Source organism: Acidobacteriota bacterium, from assembly GCA_028875575.1.
Taxonomy (GTDB): domain Bacteria; phylum Acidobacteriota; class Terriglobia; order Versatilivoradales; family Versatilivoraceae; genus Versatilivorator.
In genome coordinates this window covers 51,938-74,163 of record JAPPDF010000094.1, presented here as the reverse complement: position 1 = coordinate 74,163, position 22,226 = coordinate 51,938, and the positions used below count along the sequence as shown (strand labels likewise).

General features: G+C 62.3%; 29 protein-coding genes. 2 read left to right on the top strand and 27 right to left on the bottom strand.

Annotation, left to right across the window (positions count from 1 at the left end):
• Nucleotides 1–6 precede the first annotated feature (6 nt).
• The 14 genes from OXI69_15570 to OXI69_15505 all read right to left on the bottom strand — a co-directional run bounded on the left by OXI69_15570 (nucleotide 7) and on the right by OXI69_15505 (nucleotide 8,326).
• Entirely contained in the window at nucleotides 7–198 is a 192-nt protein-coding gene (locus tag OXI69_15570) for a hypothetical protein (protein MDE2667559.1), read from the bottom strand.
• A complete protein-coding gene (locus tag OXI69_15565) occupies nucleotides 191–439 on the bottom strand; it encodes a hypothetical protein (protein ID MDE2667558.1) in 249 nt (82 codons plus the stop codon). Before OXI69_15565 ends, OXI69_15570 begins: the two co-directional genes overlap by 8 nt.
• 15 nt (nucleotides 440–454) lie before the next feature.
• Nucleotides 455–1,123: a hypothetical protein gene (locus OXI69_15560; GenBank protein MDE2667557.1), complete on the bottom strand. Its 669-nt coding sequence runs from the start codon at nucleotides 1,121–1,123 to the stop codon at nucleotides 455–457.
• Nucleotide 1,124: 1 nt separating this feature from the next.
• Entirely contained in the window at nucleotides 1,125–1,853 is a 729-nt protein-coding gene (locus tag OXI69_15555; protein ID MDE2667556.1) for a hypothetical protein, read from the bottom strand.
• Between the two features lie 12 nt (nucleotides 1,854–1,865).
• A complete protein-coding gene (locus OXI69_15550) occupies nucleotides 1,866–2,480 on the bottom strand; it encodes a phage tail protein I (protein ID MDE2667555.1) in 615 nt (204 codons plus the stop codon).
• Complete coding sequence (locus OXI69_15545; GenBank protein ID MDE2667554.1) at nucleotides 2,473–3,405, bottom strand: baseplate J/gp47 family protein; 933 nt, start codon at nucleotides 3,403–3,405, stop codon at nucleotides 2,473–2,475. Before OXI69_15545 ends, OXI69_15550 begins: the two co-directional genes overlap by 8 nt.
• Nucleotides 3,402–3,740, bottom strand: a complete 339-nt coding sequence (locus tag OXI69_15540; GenBank protein MDE2667553.1) for a GPW/gp25 family protein — start codon at nucleotides 3,738–3,740, stop codon at nucleotides 3,402–3,404. The genes OXI69_15545 and OXI69_15540 overlap by 4 nt, the downstream gene beginning before the upstream one ends.
• Nucleotides 3,741–3,747: 7 nt before the next feature.
• On the bottom strand, nucleotides 3,748–4,329 hold the full coding sequence (locus OXI69_15535; protein MDE2667552.1) for a phage baseplate assembly protein V: 582 nt from the start codon (nucleotides 4,327–4,329) through the stop codon (nucleotides 3,748–3,750).
• Nucleotides 4,330–4,358: 29 nt separating this feature from the next.
• The gene (locus OXI69_15530) at nucleotides 4,359–4,949 is read right to left on the bottom strand and encodes a hypothetical protein (protein MDE2667551.1); all 591 of its coding nucleotides are present in this window, start codon (nucleotides 4,947–4,949) and stop codon (nucleotides 4,359–4,361) included.
• A gap of 1 nt (nucleotide 4,950) precedes the next feature.
• Nucleotides 4,951–5,403, bottom strand: coding sequence for a phage virion morphogenesis protein (locus OXI69_15525; GenBank protein MDE2667550.1), 453 nt, complete (start codon nucleotides 5,401–5,403; stop codon nucleotides 4,951–4,953).
• 2 nt (nucleotides 5,404–5,405) lie between these two features.
• A complete protein-coding gene (locus OXI69_15520) occupies nucleotides 5,406–5,834 on the bottom strand; it encodes a DUF1320 domain-containing protein (protein MDE2667549.1) in 429 nt (142 codons plus the stop codon).
• 66 nt (nucleotides 5,835–5,900) lie between these two features.
• Nucleotides 5,901–6,818 carry a Mu-like prophage major head subunit gpT family protein gene (locus tag OXI69_15515; protein MDE2667548.1) on the bottom strand — a complete coding sequence of 306 codons (918 nt, stop codon included), beginning with the start codon at nucleotides 6,816–6,818 and terminating at the stop codon, nucleotides 5,901–5,903.
• 47 nt (nucleotides 6,819–6,865) lie between these two features.
• The gene (locus tag OXI69_15510) at nucleotides 6,866–7,264 is read right to left on the bottom strand and encodes a hypothetical protein (GenBank protein MDE2667547.1); all 399 of its coding nucleotides are present in this window, start codon (nucleotides 7,262–7,264) and stop codon (nucleotides 6,866–6,868) included.
• A gap of 102 nt (nucleotides 7,265–7,366) precedes the next feature.
• Nucleotides 7,367–8,326: a hypothetical protein gene (locus OXI69_15505; GenBank protein ID MDE2667546.1), complete on the bottom strand. Its 960-nt coding sequence runs from the start codon at nucleotides 8,324–8,326 to the stop codon at nucleotides 7,367–7,369.
• A 230-nt stretch (nucleotides 8,327–8,556) separates the two neighbouring features.
• Here OXI69_15505 and OXI69_15500 point away from each other — a divergent pair, with 230 nt between their 5' ends.
• A complete protein-coding gene (locus OXI69_15500; GenBank protein MDE2667545.1) occupies nucleotides 8,557–11,277 on the top strand; it encodes an N-6 DNA methylase in 2,721 nt (906 codons plus the stop codon).
• Nucleotides 11,278–11,461: 184 nt separating this feature from the next.
• Nucleotides 11,462–12,274 (top strand): toll/interleukin-1 receptor domain-containing protein, encoded by an 813-nt coding sequence (locus OXI69_15495; GenBank protein MDE2667544.1) that lies wholly within the window; start codon nucleotides 11,462–11,464, stop codon nucleotides 12,272–12,274.
• Between the two features lie 292 nt (nucleotides 12,275–12,566).
• Here the strand turns inward: OXI69_15495 and OXI69_15490 are convergent, their stop codons facing one another.
• From OXI69_15490 to OXI69_15430, 13 genes are read right to left on the bottom strand one after another with little or no spacing between them, the layout of a single operon-like run.
• Nucleotides 12,567–13,169 carry an ankyrin repeat domain-containing protein gene (locus OXI69_15490; protein MDE2667543.1) on the bottom strand — a complete coding sequence of 201 codons (603 nt, stop codon included), beginning with the start codon at nucleotides 13,167–13,169 and terminating at the stop codon, nucleotides 12,567–12,569.
• A 1-nt stretch (nucleotide 13,170) separates the two neighbouring features.
• Nucleotides 13,171–15,231: a phage minor head protein gene (locus OXI69_15485; protein ID MDE2667542.1), complete on the bottom strand. Its 2,061-nt coding sequence runs from the start codon at nucleotides 15,229–15,231 to the stop codon at nucleotides 13,171–13,173.
• A 1-nt stretch (nucleotide 15,232) separates the two neighbouring features.
• A complete protein-coding gene (locus tag OXI69_15480) occupies nucleotides 15,233–16,819 on the bottom strand; it encodes a DUF935 domain-containing protein (protein ID MDE2667541.1) in 1,587 nt (528 codons plus the stop codon).
• Nucleotides 16,816–18,342, bottom strand: coding sequence for a hypothetical protein (locus OXI69_15475; protein ID MDE2667540.1), 1,527 nt, complete (start codon nucleotides 18,340–18,342; stop codon nucleotides 16,816–16,818). The genes OXI69_15480 and OXI69_15475 overlap by 4 nt, the downstream gene beginning before the upstream one ends.
• On the bottom strand, nucleotides 18,342–18,905 hold the full coding sequence (locus OXI69_15470) for a DUF3486 family protein (protein MDE2667539.1): 564 nt from the start codon (nucleotides 18,903–18,905) through the stop codon (nucleotides 18,342–18,344). The genes OXI69_15475 and OXI69_15470 overlap by 1 nt, the downstream gene beginning before the upstream one ends.
• A gap of 2 nt (nucleotides 18,906–18,907) precedes the next feature.
• Entirely contained in the window at nucleotides 18,908–19,207 is a 300-nt protein-coding gene (locus OXI69_15465) for a hypothetical protein (GenBank protein ID MDE2667538.1), read from the bottom strand.
• A 2-nt stretch (nucleotides 19,208–19,209) separates the two neighbouring features.
• Complete coding sequence (locus tag OXI69_15460) at nucleotides 19,210–19,608, bottom strand: hypothetical protein (protein ID MDE2667537.1); 399 nt, start codon at nucleotides 19,606–19,608, stop codon at nucleotides 19,210–19,212.
• 4 nt (nucleotides 19,609–19,612) lie between these two features.
• A complete protein-coding gene (locus OXI69_15455) occupies nucleotides 19,613–20,056 on the bottom strand; it encodes a lectin MOA-related protein (protein MDE2667536.1) in 444 nt (147 codons plus the stop codon).
• A 9-nt stretch (nucleotides 20,057–20,065) separates the two neighbouring features.
• The gene (locus OXI69_15450; GenBank protein MDE2667535.1) at nucleotides 20,066–20,767 is read right to left on the bottom strand and encodes a hypothetical protein; all 702 of its coding nucleotides are present in this window, start codon (nucleotides 20,765–20,767) and stop codon (nucleotides 20,066–20,068) included.
• Nucleotides 20,767–21,021 carry a hypothetical protein gene (locus tag OXI69_15445; GenBank protein ID MDE2667534.1) on the bottom strand — a complete coding sequence of 85 codons (255 nt, stop codon included), beginning with the start codon at nucleotides 21,019–21,021 and terminating at the stop codon, nucleotides 20,767–20,769. The genes OXI69_15450 and OXI69_15445 overlap by 1 nt, the downstream gene beginning before the upstream one ends.
• Nucleotides 21,021–21,350, bottom strand: a complete 330-nt coding sequence (locus OXI69_15440; GenBank protein ID MDE2667533.1) for a hypothetical protein — start codon at nucleotides 21,348–21,350, stop codon at nucleotides 21,021–21,023. Before OXI69_15440 ends, OXI69_15445 begins: the two co-directional genes overlap by 1 nt.
• Before the next feature lies 1 nt (nucleotide 21,351).
• Complete coding sequence (locus tag OXI69_15435) at nucleotides 21,352–21,543, bottom strand: hypothetical protein (protein MDE2667532.1); 192 nt, start codon at nucleotides 21,541–21,543, stop codon at nucleotides 21,352–21,354.
• Entirely contained in the window at nucleotides 21,540–22,052 is a 513-nt protein-coding gene (locus tag OXI69_15430; protein MDE2667531.1) for a mechanosensitive ion channel, read from the bottom strand. Before OXI69_15430 ends, OXI69_15435 begins: the two co-directional genes overlap by 4 nt.
• Between the last annotated feature and the right edge of the window lie 174 nt (nucleotides 22,053–22,226).

The following is a 22,226-nucleotide window of genomic DNA, read 5'->3' as shown; positions in this document are numbered from 1 at the left end:
GTTGCCCTACTCCTTGGGGGGATCGGACCAGGCGTCGGTGTTGCGGTCGTAGACCTTGCCCAGAAAGGGGCCGTCTGTGCGGCCGGTCACGTCCACGTGGTTGGCGGCCAGCACCGGCTCCTCCCGGCCCCGGTAGTCGAACTCGTGAAAACAGATGTTGTCGGCGTTAATTTCGACTATTTTTCTGTGCTCAGACATATTCGACTACCTCGTAATAAACGGTATTGTTGGTACTTCGTCTGTTGATGCCGAGCACCTGCGTAGCGGATGACAACTCCACATCCGCATCTACACCGAGCCGGTTGACCCATGTCTTAGAAGGGTCGACCGTGCTGATGGTCACGGTTTGAGACCTCCCACCACTAACTGCGAACTTTCCCCGCTGGATCGACTTGATCACCGACGGCTGACTCGGATTGGTGCTGGTAATTGATCCCATTAGCCCCTTCTCCTTCTATTGCGTGATCTCATACCCCGAGCCGTGAATCGTCAGCGCGCTCCCCGCGCTGGCCAGCACGCGAATCTTGTCGCCGGCATGCAGCACCTGGCGCAGACTGAAGGTTACGGTCGCGCCGGGCTCGACCGGCATCGCCGGAGCGAAGTAATTACTCCCTGCCGCCGAACCTCCCGACGGCACCAGCCAGCCGCTGAAATTGACGGCGGCATTCCCCCGGTTGAGCACGGCGATCTCAGGGTTGATCAGCGTGTGCAGGGCCGGCACGGTATAGCGGTCGGCGCCACCCACGCCCACACCCACCGAGGTCCACAACCGGCGCGGAACGGCACCGGCGGCGGCGATCTCCACCCCGCTGGCGTGCAGCGTCAGAGCGCCGGCGGCCGAAGCGGCCGCCCAGAGTCCGAATCCCGCATCCAGGACTTGCCGGGAGGAGATGACGGTGACGCCTTTTGCCGGGATCTGCATCTTGTCGGACCGGCGGTCGAACAGTTTGGTGGTGTCGGAGGCGGCCGCTCCGATCCACAGGTCCAGGCCCACCGCCGCCCCGGAGGCGTTGCAGACCAGCAGCTCGAACCCGTCGATCCGCTTGCCGGCCGGGACGGAATAGTTGCCCAGCCGCGCAGCGGCGTTGGGAACAGTGATGGGGTTGAAGAGCCGTTTGATCAAGCTAGTCCCTCCAGAAATAGTGCAGGGCGTCCAGCGTGTTCAGCCGCGTCGTCAGTCCGCTCGTGCCTGTCGCAAGGGCCGCGGTCAAGCGTTCATTCAGCCGCTCTGCAGTGACCGCGACACCGGCCTCGCCACGGGTCACCTGCAAGGCGGTAGCCAGCCTGACTATTCCCGCCCGGCCTTCGCCGGCTTCGGGTAGATCGCCAAACTCCACGCCGTCGCCGCCGGCATTGCCGCGCAAGTACTGCCGGGCGACGATCGCGGGGAAATCAGCCAGCCCGGCCAGGCTTCCTCCACCGACCGCGATCGAAGGGCTTAGCGTCACCGTCAGCTCGGCGGCTGACTGCACCAGCTCCAGGATCACCGAAATCACGAGCAGCGTCTTGGTCTTGGCCGCAATCGCCAAGGCGGCCTGGGGGCGCACATCGTAGGCCAGCAGGAATTCGGCGCCGACAGCGCCCACTCGGGCGAACACTCCTAGCTCGGTCACCGAGTAGGCATGGGCGCTCTGGAAATCGCCGCGCAGCACCAGGCGCCCAGCTTGGGTAGCGGCGCCGCTGGCGGCCACGCTGTCGCGCTCGGATCTCAACGCCGTGCGGGAGTCGTTGGCCGCGCCTTCGGCACCGGTGCCGTCTCCCAGCGCCAACCGGGTTACCTGCAGCGCCCGGGTGCCCCGGTTGGTGCCGTCGATCAGGTTCTGACGCCCCAGGGTGGTGATTCTCAGAGCCACTGCTTCTCCTATCTACGCCGACCAGCGCACCCACAGCGGAGCGGGGGCCAGCAGCGCCGCCTGGCCGACGGCGATTCCTGGACGGAGCGATAGCGCCAGGGGCGCCTCGATCCGAAGGCGCAACGGCTCGGGAAAAACGAAACCGGCAATCCCGGCAGCCGCCTGGATGGCGCCGGCGGTCGAGGCTGCGATCCGCAGCGTGTAGTGAACCGAGGCCCGCTTGACCCTCTCGACGGTCGGTACGATCTGCGACACGCCGTGCAGCGCGAGCTCGGCCGAGTTGCGCAGCGTGAGCCGGATGCGGTGGTGATCCGCCCCACTCAGTTCCTCCAGGTCGTAGATCGCGCCCAGGGCGTCCAGGGCCCGCCGCAGCGAGCCGGTGGTCCCTTTGACCCGGTGAACCGCGATTGCCTCCGACACCACCCGGCGCTTGGTCTGCTCGTCCCAGGCCGGGTCCCAGGCATCGACGCTCAGCGCCCAGGCCAGCCAGGGCAACAGCGGCAGCGGACAGGTCTGCGGGTCCCAGAGCGATCGCAGCGGGACTTCGATCCGATCAAGCCGTTGACCGATGGCCTCCGACCAGGCCTGCTCCAGCGGGGTCGCGTTGGGCGGCAGAAGATCAGCCAATCGTCACCTCGATGCCGTTTGCCGGATGGCCGTCCGGACCCGGGCTGGCCGTATAGGCCGCGTTGGCTTCGGTAGTGGGCCAGGGAGCCTGCCTGGCAGTGCAGACCACATCTGCCGCAGGGTGGGTCAGCTGCACGCGGTCCACCCCGGGAACGTGCGCGCCGGCGAGAATGCCTGAGCGCGCTACTGTCCCGCCGAGACGGTGCTGCGCCAGGGCGTAGGTGCGGACGGCCTTTTCGGCCGCTGTCCTCACCGCTTCGGAGTCGGGCCCGTCCGGGATTGAAAGGACGGCGGCAATCTGGTAGGGCACCATCTCCGGACCCTCGACCGTCACGGTATCGGTCAGCGGCCGGATCCGGCTGTTGCTGAAATAGCCCCGCACCACCTGGAGCAGGTCCCCTCGCAGGATTCCGTCCCCTTCGTTCGAGAGCAGGGTCAGCGTGACTTCGCCAGGTGCCGGCGAGCGGACCGAGACGCTCCTCACACGGGGGTCGGCGGTGAGGGCGTGAAACTGGTAGGCTCCGGCCGAGCCGGCGCTGGTAAACCCCTCGATGGCCTGCTGAGTCCGCTCGCGCAACCGGGCATCGCTTTCGAGCACCGCTTCGACGGGCGGACGGGCGTCCGGATCGGCTGGGATCACGATGGCTCGCTCTACCGCAAACAGCGCGGCCAACTGGTCCAGATCGGCGCCGGCGGCCGTGGCCAGCATCACGCTTCGGGCGGCGTCGTTGATCCGCTGGCGCAGCAGCAGTTCGCGGTAGCTGGTGGCCTCCAGGAGCTTGATCACCGGCTCGGATTCCAGTTCCTCCGCATCCAGTTCGGGCCAGTAGGTGCGGAGGTTGGCGATCTGCTCGGCCCGGATCTGCTCGAAGCTTAGCGACTCCACTACATTCGGGGCGGGTAATTGCGACAGATCGAGAGTCACTGGATCAGCACCCCCTCCAATCGGACCGTTTCACCCGACACCAGATACTCTCCTTCCAGGTCCAGGCTGACTTTGCCGGGGCCGGCCTCGCGGGCCCGCACCCGCACCAAGCGGAAGCGCGGCTCCCAGCGGTCCAGGGCCTCGGCGGTGGCGGCGTAGATATCGGTCAGCAGCCCTCCCGAAAGTGGCGCGTCCACCAAGCGCCAAAGGTTCGACCCGTACTCCCGCCGCATCACGCGCGAGCCGATCGGGGTGGTCAGGATGTCTCGGATGGACTGGCGGAGGTGATCGATGCCCTCTAGTCGGCGGCCGGTTTTGGCGTTCATTCCACTCATCGATCTCTCAGTCCATCTGCGGCGTCACGCCAGTCGGCGGGTGCCTGTGCTGGTTGTAGGTATCCCGCATCTCCTGCATGGTGCCGTTCTTGTCCTCGACGTTCTTCTCGGATTCGATGTCCTCGGTCGCGTCGATCCGGCCGGTCACGGCCACGTTGCCGGCGACGGTCACGTTTCCGGTGATGGAGACCCCGCCGTCGGCGACCATCACGGCCGTGCCTCCCGCGGGAAGGACTGCCTTCAGCTTGTGCGCTCCGGCGTCGTATTCGATCCGAGCCCCGTCCCGGTAGAGCCTGGTGTGCTTGCCGGGATCGCTTTCCGGAGCGGGGTGCGCCTTCCGGTAGAGCGCCGGCAGGACCACCCCGGCTGCCAGCTCGCCCGAGGGCGACAGGATCAGGACCTGCTCACCGATGCTTGGCGCCCACCAGTTCCTGTCATCACCGGCCCTGGTCGTCATCCAGGGCAGCCAGCCGGTCAATACCGGCAAGCCGTCATCGGTCTCAGCGTATTGGACTCGGGTCCTGGCCTTGTCGGCTTCGACCTCGGCAATGGTCCCGATCCGGATGAGATTCTCGAGGCGGCGGGCCAGCTCACTGAGGTGGAAGTCCTGGTAGCGCTTCAGCTCACCCTCTCATAGTCCGCTTCGTGGCCGGTCCCGATCTCGGGCGCCTGGCCCAGGTAGACGTGGCTGGGGATGGGGCAGTCTTCCTCCTCGGTCAGCGGCCGCAGGCTCAGTGTCTGCCTCCAGGACACGGCCCACAGCGCCACGCCCTTCTTGTCGATGGTCCCGCTATAGAGGTTCTGGCTGCGGAGCTGCTCGGGCTGTCCCACGCCCCTGAGACCCCAGCGGTTGGACTGGCGCTGGACTCCGGTCTTCTCCTCTGTCCGGATGGCTCCCAGAAGGATCAGAAACTCCAGGGCGTCGACTAGGTTGCGGGCGGCCTCGCCCCGGGAGAGTCCCGGTGCGTCCCTGGTGAGCACGAAGGCGGTCCACTGACGAGTAGAATTGATCCCCTCGTCGCCCCGCTCCTCAACTGATGTGGTCCCGCCGCAGGACACCAGGACGGCTGGTGTCTTCAGCGCGCGGCGCTTGAGCTCGGCCAGATCGAAGCGGCCGTCGTGGCCCTCGCAGGTCTTCAGCTCGGGGAGCCAGGCCTGGATCTCGGCCGCCACGGCCTCCAGGAACTCATTGGTGCGGGTCCTATACATGCTAGGCGGCCTCCAGCTGTTTCTGCTCCCAGTCGCTGATGATCTCAAGCACCTCGATCTCCTCATCCGGGCTGATGCCCAGGTAGGGACGGGCCGGGATGGGGATGCCGACATCCTCGCCACCGGCTTGGTGGATGGCGGCATAGATCACGTTCGAGCCCACCTCTACCTGCTCCGGACCCGCCTGGTAGGTGATCGACCCCGCCAGACGCTCCGAGTCCATCAGCATGGCGCCGCCCTCGCGCTTGGCTGCGTAGGCCTCCGACCAGGGCGCCCAGGGCGTGCCCTCGGGACTGTCGGCCCGCTCGAAGCGAAGAAGGGTGGATGAAACCAGGTGCTCCCCGATCTCCTCCATCAGGTCCTGAAGGTTGTTGAACTTGGCAGCGGTTTCCCTCAGTCGGCTGGAGAGCCAATCCGTCTCCTTCGTATCGAGCTTGAGCAGGACGCCTGCCATTGTCAGGTCCTCAAACCGGCCATGCTTCCCCGCTTGAACCGGGGAGGCGATCCAGTGAACTTGACCCCGCCGACCGTCTTGGGCTCCGGCTCGGGCAGTCCCAGGGTGACGGTGCCCTTGGAGATCTTCTCCAGCAGCTTCACCGCGTCCGTGTAGCGCAGCCGCAGCTCGTCGGTAGCCTTGTCGGCCTCGCTGGCGATTTGGTAGAGCGCGATGTCGATCGCATAGCGCTTGAGCAACTTGGGGGCGGTGGGGAGCGGCAGGGTGTAGCGGGCTCCCAGGTAGCCGTCGATCTCCTGGGTCGCATCGTCGAGGGCCTCCCCTAGCTGGGCGGAGGAAGCCAGATCCGCGGGCTCGGTGAGGTCCAGCAGGACTAGCAGCAGGTCCTGGTCCTTGCGGTCGATGCAGTCCTGGACGGTTGCGTAGGCCATAAAGATCAGCGGCCAGGATCCCCGGCGAACCGAAGATCCTGGCCGCGTGCGCAGGAGTAGAAGCGATTATCCGGTGCCCTTGGAGCCGTGGGCCATCTGCCAGAAGCCGTATCCGCCCGCTCCCCGGCACTCCACCGAGTAACGGTACTTCCGCTGCATAAACACGCTGTCGGGCGCCGACCCGCCGCTCATGTCGGTCTGCTCCAGGAAGACGGGCTTCTTGCGCTCCTGGTAGATCAGGGCGCCCATGGGCTTGGAGGTGTCGAGCAGGTGCCACTCGGTGGCGGTTGCGAGCCTTGGGTCGGACACGACCACGCACTCGCCCCTGTAAGGGTTGGGCTCCCGGTTCTTGAAGAACTCGGCACTCATCAGGACGCGGGCCGAATCCCTGAGTGCCGGAGGAACGACCAGCACGTTCGGCATGATGTTGAGCGGCCGGCCCTCGTCGTCCTTGAAATTCTGCATCCGCACCACGGCCGCGCCGTAGCTCTCCTTGGCCTTGGCGTAGGTCGAGACGTCCAGGGCCTTGGTGAACTGGTTGGAGGCCGCGCCGCCGCCGACGGGGTGGTCGTCGGCGTAGAACTTCTTGCCGTCGAAGCACTCGCCATTCCAGCCGCCCGACAGGACCGCGAACATCAGCTCGTCCGGCAACTGGCGGGCCGAGTAGCCAGCCATTTCGGCCATGGGCCTGTAGATGCCGAGCTGGTCGTCCTCGATATGGTTGCGGTCGACTTCGATGGTGGCCTCGAAGTCCTTGTTGCGCAGCTCGTAACGCTTGCCCGACAGGCTCTTGATGACCTTTTCCCCGACCCACTCCCGCATCTTCGGGAAGTACTCGATCCAGGAGTAGTCGTTCAGCTCCCCCGTGGAGGGGATCAGCATGGCGAACTTGGGCCACTGGACCTCGGCGGCGTCGAAGGACTTCTGGAAGCTGGTCTTCAGGTTCCTGAAGATGATTTGCAGATTCGAGCGGTTAACAAGCATCGCTCCTCCTTGTAATGGTTGACGTTGCCGGCGAAAAACCGCCCGGCCTAGAGGACCCAGACGCCGTCGCTGTCGACTTCCAGGACCTCGCCCACTGAAGTGGCACCGGCGGCGGTCTTGGTGACCGTCTGGTCATCGACGGCGTAAGCCTTGGCTCCGACGTCGGCTTGCTTGATCGCACCGGCCGCGGCAGCGTTGGCCCACTTGAAGGCCACTCCCCGCCGCACAAGGACCATCTTGTCGCCGGCGCTGCCACCCGTGTTGTCGACGAACTCCTCGGCCCGGCCGGCCAAGGCCTTGTCAGCCTCCTTGACCATGGCCTTGGCGTATCCGCCGTCGAGGGAAACCATACTCCCGGCGAAGATCTTGGCGCCGGCGGCGACCTTGTAGGTCACCAGGCTGCCGTCCCGATAGGGCGTATTCCTGTCAGCTTTCAATGCGGCCATCTTGGACTCCTTTGATGTTGACCAAAACTGTCCGAAAACTCCTTGCGCACTCCGAGCAACCCGTCTCAGCACCGCCCGATCCAATACCGGCGCTCCAACGCCTCAATTGGCTGGGGCGTGCTTGTTGAGCTCCTCGGCCGAATTGCCGAACATGGCGCTGATCTGCTTCTCCTCGGCGTTCAGGGCCGGACCGCTCGAGGGCGGATCGCCCTGGATGCCCGATGGGTCGGCCAGGACGGGGGCCGCTTCCACGAATTTCTTGAACCGCTCCAGGCCACCCTCCTGGCGGCACTGCGCCGTGTGATAGTCCTTGGTGGCCGGGGTGATCTTGCCGGCTTCCAGGGCCTTGGAGATCTCGGCCTCGATTTCCCTATCGCGGGCTTGGGTCTGGTGCTCGGTGAGCTTCTGCTCGGCTTCCGTCGCCCGGTTGAGGGCCTTGTCGTAGTCGGCCCGGGGGACGAACCGCTCCAAGCTGGGATTTTCGGCCTGATTGCGGGCGGTTTCCAGGTCGGCCTTCTGCCGGTTGAGCGCCTCCAGTACCTGGTCCTCGGTGGAGGTCTCGGCCAGTCCCAGCGCCTTGGCGATCTTCTTTAAGAATTCCATGGATGCCTCCTGGCGGTTTAGCGCCTGCATGTCGAAGTTGGGGCTATTGGTGAGCCCGGCCGAGGTCAGCCGGTGAATCTCTCCGGACTCATAGTCAAAACGAAAGACAGGCGACAGATAGCGGTACTCTTTGGACTCGACTGCATGGCGCCCGCGTTCAGTCCACTCCACCCGGCCCCAGATGGCTTCCTCCCGAACCTCCAAGGCAACGATCCAGCCGGCAGCCGGCGCGGGCTCGCCCTTGGGCGCCTTGAGCTCGGTTGAGTGCTCCTCGTCCAGCGGCAGCCGGTCCCTGTCGGCCAGGCTGAGCGCGACCACCGCCTCGGGAGAGTGCATGGTCCAGGAGCGGCCGTCCCGTCCCTCAACCTTGGGCCCGGCCGGGAGCAGTTGCACCCATTCAGGGGCTCCTTCAGCCGCCAGCGCGGCCAGGTCGATGCACAGGGCGGACCGTCGCTTCATGGGGGCATGATGCGGGGCGTGGAAGGGTGAAACAAGATGAAGATTTCAGGGGTGAAGCTGCGGACAGAGTACCCGAAAAGGGTGGTTTCCGGCGGTGGGACGAACTGGTACAGGGTGGTAGTGTCTCTTCATTCTAGACGGATAATGCGAGTGGACATGGGAATATGGTAGGCTCCACGCATGATACTGTGAACCACAGCGGCAGCTCGCCATCAGGAGAGATCTGATTCATGTTGCCCTTCGGTCCACCGAGGAGGACGATTCTGGAGGATCTGGGCGGTTCAGCTCGCAATATCTTCTGTCGTTCGTCCGATCTCAACAACGAAGCCTCCGTAGAACATTTCTTTGTTTCACGCCTGTTGAAGTACCTCGGCTACGCCGACAATCAAATCAAAACCAAGCACAGCCTCAGTGCCCTTAAGGTGGGTCTAGGGCACAAGCTCGTGAAGTACAAGCCGGACTATGCCCTATTGTTCCAGGGAGTTCCACGTTGCATCGTTGACGCAAAGGGAACAGACGAAGACCTGAATGACTGGATAGAACAATGTAGCGGCTATTGCCTCGCGCTTAACAGAAAGTACGCCGACGAGAACCCAGTGCGGTTTTTCGTCTTGTCGAATGGCTTGAAAACGGTCCTCTATGAATGGGACAAGGACGAACCGCTCATCACGCTGGACTTTACCGACTTCGCTTGGGGAAATCCGCGATGGGAGCACCTGAAGCGCACCATCGGACCCCAATTTGTTTCAACTTCGGTAGCTGCGCCACTGGCGACCGAGGCGTTGAAGTTTAAGTTTTCACGCGTTACTACCTCCCGCGCAGTGCAGCTCTTTGTCCAGTGTCACAAGGTCATCTGGAAGTCGGAGGGATATGGTCCAGGCCCCGCGTTCTTCGCTTTCGTGAAACTGATGTTCGTGAAGCTGTGGGCTGACCAGATTTTGCGGAACAACCACCTCACGGGGTACTTATTCAGCGGTAGTCCCACCGACGTCGCGCTCCCGCGGAGTGCCGTAACTTTCTCGGCACACTGGGTAGAGGAACGAAACAAGGAGGGAATAGAGAACCCAATCAACGACATGTTCATCCGTCTTCGCGGGGAAATCGAGAAGGAAATAGGGCTACGAAGAAAGAAGCGGATATTTAACCAGAACGAAGACCTGGGGCTCCGGCCCGATACGATTCTTGACGTCGTGAGGCGCTTGGAACATGTCGATCTGTTCGGTATCGACGAAGACTTGAATGGGCGGCTATTTGAGACATTTCTGAATGCAACCATGCGCGGTCGTGAACTTGGACAGTTCTTTACGCCCCGCTCGGTGGTGAAGATGATGACGGAAGCCGCTGACCTTCGAGTTACCAGAGAGCATCAGGACAAGGTGATAGACGGTTGCTGTGGATCTGGCGGCTTCTTGATTGAAGCCCTTACGGTAATGCGAAATAAGGTGCGGAGCAACGCCAGCCTGTCCACAGGCGAGAGAGAGACCCTTATAGAGAAAGTTGCAAACGAATGCATATTCGGCATCGATTACGGGAAAGACCCGCCGTTGGCTAGGATTGCCCGAATCAACATGTATCTGCACGGAGATGGCGGCAGCAGAATCTACTACGCGGACGCCCTCGACAAAATCGTAGACGATGGGGCGATGGATGATCCAGAAATCATTCAGAACATGGAGGAACTACGCGACAAGTTGGGCCAGGTCCGTTTCGATGTAGTGCTGACCAATCCGCCGTTCTCAATGGCGAAGGAGTTCAAGAACCCTTCCGAAAGGCGGGTTCTTGAGCAATACGCACTATCTAGACGGTCGGCTACATCCTCTGCGATAAGGCCATCCCTTCGCTCAAGTGTCATGTTTCTAGAACGATATTGCGATGTGTTACGACCTGGTGGTCGACTTGTGACCGTCATCGACGAAACCCTATTGTCGAGCGGTGATTTTGGCTACGTGAGGGAATTCATTCGGTCGCGCTTCCTAGTTCGCGCGATAGTCTCGCTTCCGGGTGACACGTTCAGGAGATCCGGATCGAGGGTCAAAACCTCCGTCCTCATTCTGGAGAAGAAATCATCTTCGGGAGATACGCAACCGGACTGGTTCTACTTCTTTGCAGAATATATTGGCAAGGACAATTTGAACTCGAAGGCATCAGAGGGTGACGTGCAGGAAGCACGGCGAAAAGCAGAGGAGGAAACGAAACGCATCGTCTCTGGTTACCATCGCTATCTCCGTGGTGACAATGCTGCCGCCGCTGACGGGAGTATGGGCGTCTTGGGTTCGGACCGCTTAGATGATCGGCTTGACCTGCGCAATTGCGTCCCGCTATTCGGTCGCATGGCCGCTAAGTGGAGAACGCAAGGGGTGTCGACCAGAAGGTTGGAAACAGTGGTCAATGCTGTAGATAATCCCATACGTCCGTCCGATTTCCCTGATGTACGGTTTTCAATGCTGAAGGTGTCCTACGAAGGAAAGTGCAAGGTTGAAAAGAAGCAGATCGGACAGAAGATCCGCGAGGCACTCATGCAGAGAGTGACTGCAGGGCAAATCGTCTTCTCCACCATCCGTGCAACCGATGGAGCAATAGGTGTCGTTCCTCCTGAGCTGGATGGCGCACTTGTATCACGGTCGAGCTACACGGTTTTCGATTGTGAAACGCTTTTTGACGCCGCGTTTTTGTGGTCGGTCCTGCGGTCCCACGAATTGCGGGCTGACATGCAATCCATGTCGCCGGGTTCTGGTCGGTATACAACCTATTGGCCCGACGTGGGGAAACTCCTTGTCCCGTGGCCATCAGCGGACCGCCGAAGAGCTATAGGTGACGAATTGATCGAGTTGTGGAAAGAAGAACGCGAGTTACCTAAACGTGCGCAACGAGCCTTAGCCCACCTTGAACTGCTCGGCATCGAATCGGGAGAAAGCCGCAAGAGGTGGTTAGCATCCAAGGCTCCGCAGTGAGGGTGTCCGAATCGGTCAAAGGGGTCGTTTCCGAGGATGGGAGAATTCCGGGGGTCGCTACCCTCAAAGCTTATAGTACCGAGACTTTCTTGGCCATCCGCATATAGAGCTCCGAAATGACGCCGGGTGTCAAACCGAAACCCAATAGCAATTGTCTCTTCAAGGAGACGATGAGAGGTGAACCATGAAGGTGTTCATCAGTTGGTCGGGAAAAAGAAGTCGGCATATTGCAGAATGCCTTAGAGCTTGGCTTCCCTTAGTGCTTCAGAATGCCGCCCCATGGATGTCAGATCAAGACCTGTCGGCAGGTTCTCGGTGGTCTTCAGAGATGGCTAAACAACTCGCGGAGTCCAAGGCAGGGATTATTTGTGTTACACGAGACAACATGTTAAATCCTTGGATCATGTTTGAATCAGGCGCTCTCTCCAAGGTGTTCGATGAGGCATTAGTATGCCCTTACTTGTTCGATATCCAGCACTCACAGCTTGACGGGCCTCTCACCCAGTTTCAGGCTACTCTAGCAGACAAAAGCGGAACCCTTAAATTAGTTGAGACGTTGAACAACGCACTCGGAGATCGACAGCTTCCCAGTAGCTCTCTCGATCGGCTATTCGGTGTTCTTTGGGGTGAATTGGAGGCGAAGCTCAATGAGGTTCCTCAGGATACTAATCCCCAAGAACGACCAGTTCCCGAAATACTGGAAGAGATCCTTAAGCTTTCCAGAGAACAAGACCGACAAATGCAAAATACCAAGGAAGAGATATTGGAGCATCTCACCCAAATGGACGAGTCTTTAAGGGCAAACACTGTTCGGCCCCTGGGGGCGATCAGTCCTAAGGGGTTCGTTGGTAATCCCTATAACCCATGGAATTTGTCACCGACAGCGTTCTCCCCGAAGGTTTCCGATGTGGATGAAATCTTGGAAGCGTTAAAGGGGATTAAGTTTAAAGATGACGAGGGGAAGGAGAAGGATGAGGACGAGAATGAGGAGGAGTAATCCACGCCTCACCCCACCAGATTACAATACCGCAACTACTTGCCATCCACCCCGGTAACAGCAACTATCATCCGATCCACGACGTCGAGTGACCACACAGTCATCCAGGTGATCGTAAGGTCCGATCTGTGTGCACCTCTCCCCTCATTGCCGAAACGCCGCCCTACGTCAACCCTCACCCAACCGCTCTTATCTCCTGCTACTAGGTATACACGGTCGGCGACGGAGAGAATTGAGCGTACTCGGGGATCAAGCAGATTGGGGGAACGGGTGTTTGCGAGTAGGCTGGGCGCTAATTCAATTCAAAAGCCTGCCGAAGCCCCTGCGCTAGACTGGCGTCTTCGGAGGCTTCAGCAAGGGCGATCCGGTCCTCAGCATAGTCCCAGGGGGTGCGGCCGAACCGGTCCCTGGCGTCCCGGTCAGCTCCGGCCTCCAGCAAGGCCTTGATCACGGACGGGGTGTCGTTGAACCACGCGGCCATGTGGAGGGGGGTGTTACCCGCCGGATCCTTCGCTTCCAGGTTGGCCCCAAGGTCCAACAGGGCTCGGATTACGGCAGGGGTATTGTTGAACCACGCGGCCATGTGCAGCGGGGTCCGGCCGAACTGGTCCCGCTCTTCCAGGCCGATATTATGGAAGTCTGCCACGAAGTCGACCCCCCAAGGGTCGGTGACCTCCGCCGCCGCCTTGTGGAGTTCGGGTTCCCGGGCTTGCTTCCAGGCTCGCTCCTGCTTTGCGTTCCTAGGTCTCAGCTTCCGAGCCACGTCGGCCTGGTCCTGGTCGCCGTCGAACTTCTCCAGGACCCTCGCCTCCATCTTTTCGGCCAGGCTGAAAAGATCCTGCGCTGCCTGGACATGGGTTTGTTCTTCGGGTGTGAGGTCTGCCGCTGTCGGCATTTTAGTCCACTTGCTCCACGACGAATTTATAACGCCGGCCGCCCAAGTGCTCGACTTCCAGGACTTTGAACCGGCTCCCCGCCGCGAATAGCACCTCGTTCTCGCTACGGTAGGCTGAGTATTCTTTGACCGAACGTCCGTTTCTTGATTGTACCACAAGAAAGTGATCGCCGCCGAACCTGGTCTGCCCGGTCGCGCTGCTGGTGAAGGCCTCCTCGGTTACCGTGTTGCCCACTCGCTTGTATTCCTCCACCTTCCCGGCAGGAAGCGTGGCGCCGCGTGTCATCCTCCCCGTCTTGACCGGCAGCTTGCTCAGGGCGGAGTTGAGGGTGTCTCGATAGTCGTTCTCCGTTCGGCGACCCGCCCGCAAGGCCCGGTTTATGCGACCGTAACCCCACGTCCCGGAGGTTGTGTAAGCGTAGAGGACCGCCAGTTCGGCGTCGCTCATGCCGTGGCGCGGGGCGCCGGCTCTGATTTTTGAGAGGCCGGCATTGAGCAGCTGCCGAAATTGGGCTCCCATTCGCCGCTTGATGCTGAGCTCGTGGGCCGGTAGGTCGCCAGCCTGTTTCAGCGCTTCGCGGATCTGTGGGATGATCTGGGTCTCAAGCAGCCTGGCCCGCCGCCGTAACAGGTCCAGGATCGCCTTGCGGTCGTCCTCCGATATTCCCTTGACCTTGGGCACCAGGTCGGCGAAGTTGCGGGTCCGCTTCCCGAGCTTCTTGATCTCGTTTATCTGGCGGATCGCCCTATTGCCCAGCTCGTCGGCACTGGCCAAGCCGGCTTTTTCGAACACCTTGGTATAAGCAGGATTCCGCCCGCCAGGGGCGAAGCCCTCCCACTCGGACAGCTTCTCCAGGCGCTCCAGGGGCTTGCGGCCTGCCCGGGCGCGGAACAGCAGAGACCCTCCCTGGTCGATCCGGGCGAGCTTGTTTCCGGCCAGGACAATATTGTCGAGCGAGAGACCCACGGCGTCCCAGTTTGCGAGCCACACGTCAGCAGCGAAGCCTTGCAGAACCTTCTCGGCGCGGGCCTTGGTCAGGGTCCGTGCCGTCTTGCCCAGAGTCCCGCTGTTATCAATGATCTCCGACGCCAGGGCGAGCTTTCCTTCGCGGCGAACCAGGGCCGACTTCGGGGCCTGAATTCCCAGTTCCCGATAAATGCGGTTGGCCACTGCCTCGTTGTAGGACTGGGTCGAGTCTTGGTAGAACTTGACATATCGGGTGACGCCGTCACCGCCCCGATAGAAGCCGCCCTCGTTGCTACCCTTCTGACCGGCCACGTGTCTCTCCAGGGCCATCTTGGGGTCCAACTCTGGGATCTTGTTGGGATCGGGGGGAGGCGCGGGCGGTCCCTTGAAGCCGCGGCCCTTGCCCGGGTTGTAGGCAAAGCCTGGGTCGATCCCCTTGGGAACCTGGAGGACCTCGCCCGTTCGCTTGTTGGTCCACTCCCGCACTTCGACGGACGGATCGGGACTCTGCTTCCAGCCGCGGCGCTTCATTTGCCGCTCGGACAGGGAGATCACCTTGCAACGGCAAAACCAGCCATTAGGCGGGGCGTGAGTGTTCCACCAGGGATGATTTGCCCGGAGGATAGTCCCGTGCCAAGCCCTATGCTGGGGCCGGTTGCGGTCATCAAGGACAGCGGTGTAGCGCAAATAGGGACGGGTCTTGGCTTGGCGCTTGATGCGCTCCCAGCGCCCCGTGGCGTAGGCCATACGGAGGTTGGTGTCGAAAACGACGCGAAGACGTCGGGGGCTGCCGAGCTGGGCCTTGACTTGCTCGCCGGTGTTGGGGTCAGTGACGAACTTCTTACCCCACCAGCCTTTGGCTTGCAGGATGGGGGTGAGCTGCTTCTGAAACTGCCGGAGGGTCGTTCCCTGGGTAAGTGCGGCCTCGACCTCCTGGCGGATGTCGGCCAGCAGATCCGCCCTCATGGCCTTGGCTACGGTGAAGGCCTGGGAGTGTTCTTCCTGCCAAGCGTCCCTCCAGTCGAAGCCGAACTTGTAGCCCTTGCTCTTGAAGAACTCGACGGCCTCCTGGGGTGGGAGGGCCTTATACTCCACCTTAGCCAATGTCGGCTCCCACGTTGCCGCCCAGGCGGGTGGCGAAGCCGGCTCGGGCCAGCAGATCGGCAACTTGGTCCGGCTTCAGGGTAGCGACCAGCTCGACCAGCCTGGCGTGGAAGTCCTCCAGATCTTTGGCGGATTCGAGCAGCTTCTGGACTGGCTCCACCAAAGGGGCCATCATTTCCTCCCAGTCCTCCAGCTCCTGGTCGAGCAGAGCGTCGATTGCGTCGGGCGGCGGGACGGGCTTTGCCTGTGCGGACAAGGCCGTCCTGATTGCCCGAAGTCTTAGTGCTCTGGCCTGAGCCGCGGGGTCCTGCAGCGCAGAAGGCTGTCCCAGGACCTCCGCGTCTTTCGCGGGCTCGGGCAGGCCTATGCGGTCCCGGATAGTCGAGGCCCCGACACGAAGGCCGAGCGGCACCAGCTTCTCCAAGGCGGAGGCGAGGACCTCAATGTCTCCAGAGTCTGGCAGGGGCAGGGTCAGCACGGGATAGGCTTCCTGGGGACCCCAATTCAGCTTGATATAGGGCTCGATCAGATCCCTATTGAGGCAGGCGGCCAGCTGCGGGGCATCGGATTCGGTGATCTCCTGGCGCACCAGGTCGTGAACCTCGGCCTGGGAGCGGGAGGACCCCTCGTCGGCCGTCATGGTCTGTCCGACGACTCCCTTCGAGACCTGCCGGTCGAGATAGAGGCAGAGCTTCTCGTAGGTCAGGCCGCCACCGGAGGAGGCCGAGCCTCCCGCCGTAGCGAATTCGATCATCATGGATTCGGGGACGACGGCCGCCGCGTCGGTCCCCAGGTTGGCCAGGGCGGCGATCAGGCGGCCGATGTCCTCCTCGGTGGCATCGGGGCCGTACTTCCCCACCCGGAAGGGTTGTCCGAAAACCTCCGAGAACCTCACCCAGTCGGTGACGGTGAAAGACTTGCAGAGGTAGGCGATCGCGGCCAGGCGGGCGAGGCCGCCTCGGATGAGCAGCCCGGACTTGATCTTGGGGCGAAACTGGATCCACTTGTAAGGCTCAAGCGGCACGCCGTAGACCGGTTCCGCCTCGTCATAGAGTCGGAGCGTGGTTCCGTCATCCCGGTCCGGTACGAACCAACGGGGATCCCGCCACTGATAGTGCTCAGGCTCCCAGCTTTTCCCCCGGCTCCAGAGGATCTCGATCAGGGAGTAGCCCTTGCCCAGGGCGTCGAGTGCGTCGATTACCATGGAGGAGAACTGCGGCCGGCGGACCAGAGAGCGGACGGCGTCGGCAAGCTCAACGTCTTTGGCATCATCAGAGGCCGCCTCGACCACCGGTTTGAGGCGAGCGACGGCCCGCTTGCGGGTGGCCAGGACGGAGCTGTAGTGCAGGTCCCGCTCCTCCATCTCCTCGGCCAGGGTCAGGAAGTCGCGGGGGTTGCCCTCGTCGGCATCCCTCAGTACCGCCGCCAGCCGCTCGGGGGTCAGACCGGAGGCAACGGTCTCATGCTGCCAAACCCGCCGCAGCCCGGTCCACGAGGGACGGGCGCGCTCCCGGGTCAGGCTGCGGAGTTGGATGGGGCGACCGTCTGGTCCGTAGAGGGTGCCCGGTTTGTCGTTCATAGTGACCCTCTGTGAAAGCCGCCCGTTGTCCGCACCAGCCGGGTCCTGTCCGCGTCACGGAAGCGGCGGTCCCCCCTCCAAGACCGGCTGCCAAGCTTGGGGACGCGGTGGAAGTCATAAACCGCTGGGCTGTGCCGGGCGGCGTAGTCGGCCATGGCCAAGGCGATGGCGCCGTCGCCGTGGCGGTTTCTGCCCTCGCCGGTCTTGACCTCCGGCAGTTTCGGGATGCCCTTGATAACCTGGAGTGCCCTGAGATCGTCCAGCAGGTCCCGGTCCCGGGGGATCTCCATCTCCTTGTCCTCGATCTTGGCCTTGAATGGGGGCATATTCTCCAGATACCAGGCCTGGGTGACCTGAACCGGCTCAATCCGGGTGCGGCCGTAGCGGTAGGCGGCCTGCTCGGCCAGGTAGCCACCATTTCCCCGGGCATCGAGGGCCCCGGACCGGAATCGCGGCAGCCGGTCGACCACGTAGTAGAGGATCTGCTCCTGCTGCTTATAGGGGACGTTGCGGAGTTCGACCATAAACGGGACTCGGTGGACCAGCTTGTGGCCGATGGCAATGGGGGCCAGGACGGTGAGATCGGCCACCCGTCCAAAGTCCTCTCCGAAGCAGTGGGGCTCCTCCGGGTCAAGCGTTTCGAGAACGGGGTCCAGGTACTCCTCGCACCAGTCGGACACCTCCTGCTGGCGCTGGAATTCGGACCAGAGATCGAACTCGGGCGGGCCCTCGAACCGCAGGACGGGGGCCTCTGTCATGCAAGCCTCGATCAGGGCGCGGGACAGATAGGCCCCGCCGGATTGCTTCGGGATGCAGTAGTACTCCTCGAAGGCATCCTCGCGGGTGGCGGTGTCGGAGAGCAGGTTCTCCTTCCACTGCTCTTCGGCCTGAGGGCTCCATTCGGCCCCGTTCACCCCGCAGATTCGGCGATACAGCCCCTGGCTGCAGGCATCGTCCAGCGTGACTCGGTGTATCGAGTAGCGTTTCCTGCCGGCCCGGCAGTCTTCGATCAGCTCATTGAAGGGGTTGCCGACCCCGTTGTGGGTCGAGATCAGCCGGACCTTGCCGCCCCACATGGTCAGGGCCAGGGCGGCCTTGAGGACCTCCGGCAACCGATCGTGGAAGGCCGCCTCGTCAATCGTCACATTGCCCTTGCGGCCGCGCAGACCGGCCGGCCGGGAGCTGAGGGCCTGGATCTTGTGGCCGCTGGAAAAGCGGATCACGAAAGTGAGGATGTCCCGGCCTTCATCCTCCAACAGTTCCTCCTCGATCTCGCCGGCAGCCTGGTCGAACTTCCTGGCCCACATGGCGGCCGCCTCAATGAACTCCTGGGCCATATCCTTCCCAGCCCCGAGATAGCTGTGATTCCTGCCTCCATTGGCCGCTCCGGCTTCAAGTACCGCGTCAGCCGCCTCGGCCCAGGTCAGGCCCGTCCGCCGGCTTTTTTCGGCGATCTTGACCTCGGACTTGTCCGCGATCCAGCGGCTTTGGTAGGGGAGCAGGACGCCCCTGGTCCCGGTCATCAAGAGATCCCCAGGATGTCGCGCTTGATGGTTTCGATGGTGTCCGGGGAGAGGCCCTTCTGCCTGGAGAGTGATCTGGTGGCGATATCGGCGGCCTTTTCCCGCTCGGACTGGCGGATCTTGGCCTCGCGGTTCTGGCTGATGTCAGAGGCCCGCTCGACCCGCTGGGCTGTCAGGGCGAGCTTGTTGACCAAGCTGACAACCCCTGGCAGGGACTCCTCGGTGAGCTCGCCCTCCTGGAGCTTGAGCGACAGGTCGAAGGCCAGACTGCGGATCAGCTCGGTGACCAGATGGCCCAGGCGGCCGCCCGGCTCGGACCCCAGCTTGGCGATCCAGACCTCCGCAACCTGGCGGCTTTCCCTCAGCTTCTGCCCCACCGACCGCATCCTGAGATCGTAGCGGTTGACCGCGTGGCGGCTGATTGGGGGTGCCCCAAACTCGTCGAGCAAGAGGTTGACGCGCTCGGTGGCCTCGGTTTGGGTGATGCCCGGGTCGCGCAGCCACCCATTCAGCGCGTCGCGCACTTCCGGGGGGAGCCGGTCGATGGTGCTGGGTCGGGACACGGTCACCCTTTCGGGCGGGGTCGAGCGATTCCTGGAACCTGCGCCACTCCACGGGCCACGTCCGCGCCGCGCAAGTTCAGCCGAACCACCTGGACGTCGCGCACCTCCTGAACGGCGAGCAGCCCCTGCTCGGCCAGCCAGGCCAGCTCGGTCCGGAGCTGGTCCGAGCTGACGCCGTGGCCCAGCTGCCCCAGAGCGGAAGACAGAACCAGCTCGTTGTGGGCGTAGTCGGAGTCTTCGGCCAGGATCTGAAGCACCGCCAGGCGCAGGTGCTCGGTTTCGAACTTTCGGAAGCTGCTCATGGCTAGCCCTTCCCCTTATTGAGGAGGTATTCGTGAATCAGGCCGAGCGTCCGGTTCGAGGCCCGGAACTCTCCCTCCAGGCGGGAGACCATGCCCTTGGTCTCGTCGATGCGGTTGTGGACTTGGCCCACACTCTTGCTGAGCTTCTCCAGGGTCGGCCGGTTGCCTTCCACCTGGGATAACCGCTCGGATAGGCCGCCGACCTGCTCTTGCAGGTCTTTGTCTTCCTTGGCAGCCTGCTGGGATAGTTGGTCCAACCGCTTGCAGAACTCGTCCTCCAGGGCGTCGATCCGGTCGGAGTTGACCTGCGACTTCCGGGTCACGAAGAGGTAGATGCCAACGCCCGCACTGATCAGGAAAAGGATCACGTCCGAGGCGATCTGGAGATAGACTGGGTTCATATATTTAGAACCAGATGAAACCGCTGGTCTGACTGTATCCGGGCCGGGGGGCAAATATGAGCCGGTCGTTCTGCGGCTCCACAAACGCCACCTTGCAGCCGCCCCCGTCGTTCACCAGGATCACGTTGTAGGCGTGGCCGGCGGACATGTCCACGACGATCCCCACCCCGTTCAGCCCAAGCTTGCGGCCGCAGGCTGCGGCGAACGCCTTGGAGAAGTCATCGCAGTCGTACCGCTCACTGCGGTACTGGCCGGCATCGACCCCGGTGTACTGCAAGATGTCTGTCCAGACGTCCTCGGGAACCCCATAGTATTTGCGGTCCAGAAAGGTGGGACTCAAGCGGGAACCTGCCGCTCTCAGGGCGGCCACGATCTCAGCCGGGCTGAAAGCCCGCTCGGTCCTGGCGATTTTCCGGACCAGGCTGCGTTTGGGAATTCCGTTTGCCACGCGCGCTCCTCAAAACACCTTCATGCCCACGTACACGCCTGCTGCGGCGCCCGCGATCGCGACGGCTATCTTGGTCTTGCGATTGCCGAAGCGGCCGATATGCCGCTCGGCTTTCTCGTACCGCTCTTTCCACAGGATCAGGTTGCGCTCGTACTGGGCGATCTCACTCTTGAACTCGGCGATGACCAACTCCTGCTTGAGGATCACCTTGGCCTGTTTTTGAACCACCCCACGCAGCCACTCGTTCTCCTGGTTCAGCAGGTGGACGGTTTCGGCGGCCTTGGCCTGGATTTCTGCGGCCTGTTCGGACTGAGCAGGCTGCGTCAGGACCTCCATCAGATATTGCTCTGCGGTCTCAGATTGGCGCCGCAGTGACTCGATGGTTTTATTGGCCTGGTCCAGCTCGAGCTGCGCCTTGGCGGCTTGGGCGTCTTTCTCAGATTCAATGCGCCGGGCCTTCGCTTCCTCCAGAGACTCCTTCAATTCGGCGGCTTCCTCAGCCAAACGGGCCTGCATCTCCTCGTACCGGTTGATGATGGCTGAGCCGGTCGCGTCAGAAATTCCGGACAGAAGCCTATAGGCACCCTCGGGCGTGAGTGGGGCGTTCAGACTGGCGTACCAGTCCCCCGCCTTAAATCCACCCGCTCCGGCCAGCAGTACGGCCAGGACACCAACCAGGGCGTTGCGCTTCTTTGGGGTTGGCTTGGTCATCAGAACAGGGCCAGACGTCGACCGATCCTCATCAATGGAAGTCCGACCAGATAAAGGGCGATGCCGAAGTCGGCCCAGAATCCGCCGAAAATCACGATGGCGGCCAGACCCGAATGCAGTCCCAGATGCAGCAGGTCGCGCAAGGTCAGAACCTTGGAGATGAGGCCCTGGCCGGCGACGGCTCCGGCACCCGCGCCGACTGGCCTGGCTACCTTGGCGAACCGCTGGACGAGTTGACGGAGTTTCCCTTTCATCACGTTTGCTTCATAAGGTCCGCGAAGGGGTGCAGCTTCTCCAGCTCCCGCCCCCCGAGGGGAAGCATCTCTTTCTTGTCAGCCGAGCGCAGAACTACCCGTCCCACTTCGAGAGAGACGATCTCACACGGTCCCATCAGCTGGACGCCGCTGGACGAGTCAACAACCCGTGTAAGCCTGGCGCCGACATGGATGGTCGGCTCGGCCACCAAGCGCTTGTAGGCGTCCTTCTTCCGCCAGCCGTCGATCCAGCGGTTGGTCAGGTAGGTCGTGACCGAGCCGAACACGGCCAGGACGGTAGCGGTAATCAGGGTGGGAATCAGTTCCATGTCAGTCCTCGCATTGGCACTTGCACTTCTTCCAGCAGGTTTTGCAGCCCATCGCCGCATAGAGGTAGTCCAGGGCGTACCTCAGCTTGTTGCTGGACACCGACCAGCTACCGTTCACCTCAAGGCGCCCCTGCACGTTCGAGATGTGATGGATCGCCTTCGCAATCCGGCAGCTCTCCTTAGCGGCACTCATACGCCCCTCCGCCCAATCATCAGGGACCGGATCTGCCCGTTCTGGAACAGGTGCAGACTCCCGCCCTCATCCTTGACGGTAATCACCCGGAAAGTCATGTTCACCACCGTCCCGGCCACCCCGTTGATCTCCACCTGGTCCCCCAACCGGAAGCGGTCTTCCACCAGGATCCAGAGGCCGGCCAGCAGATCCTGCACCATGGCTCGGGCCCCGAATCCCAGGGCAACTCCAAACACCCCGATAGCAGCCGACAGTGGCGCCGTATCGACGCCCAGGACCTTCAGCAATCCGATACCCGTCAGGATCCGAATGGCAATCACCCCACCCTTGCGCACGGCCAGCCCCAGGGTCTTGGCACGGGGTTCGATGTCCTCGGGAGTCCTGTCCTGAAACTTGGCTACCACCCGGCGCCGGATCAGCGGAACGCACCAGTTGATGAGCCTCCCGCAAAACAGAAAGGCCACCAGCAGGAGAGCGATCGTGAAAAGAGCTGGAGGGAGGGTGGTCATGGACAATCCTCTGGTTGGACCGTCACCTTCAATTCAGGGCAGTCCCGGCACTTGATAACCACCACTCCGTCCGGTCTTGTGATCGTGACGGTGTTACCCAACAGGCAACTAAGGGACGTGATCAGAACAGCCCAAGCTACCACGCCAAGAATCACCGCTCCGCACCACCAGAAA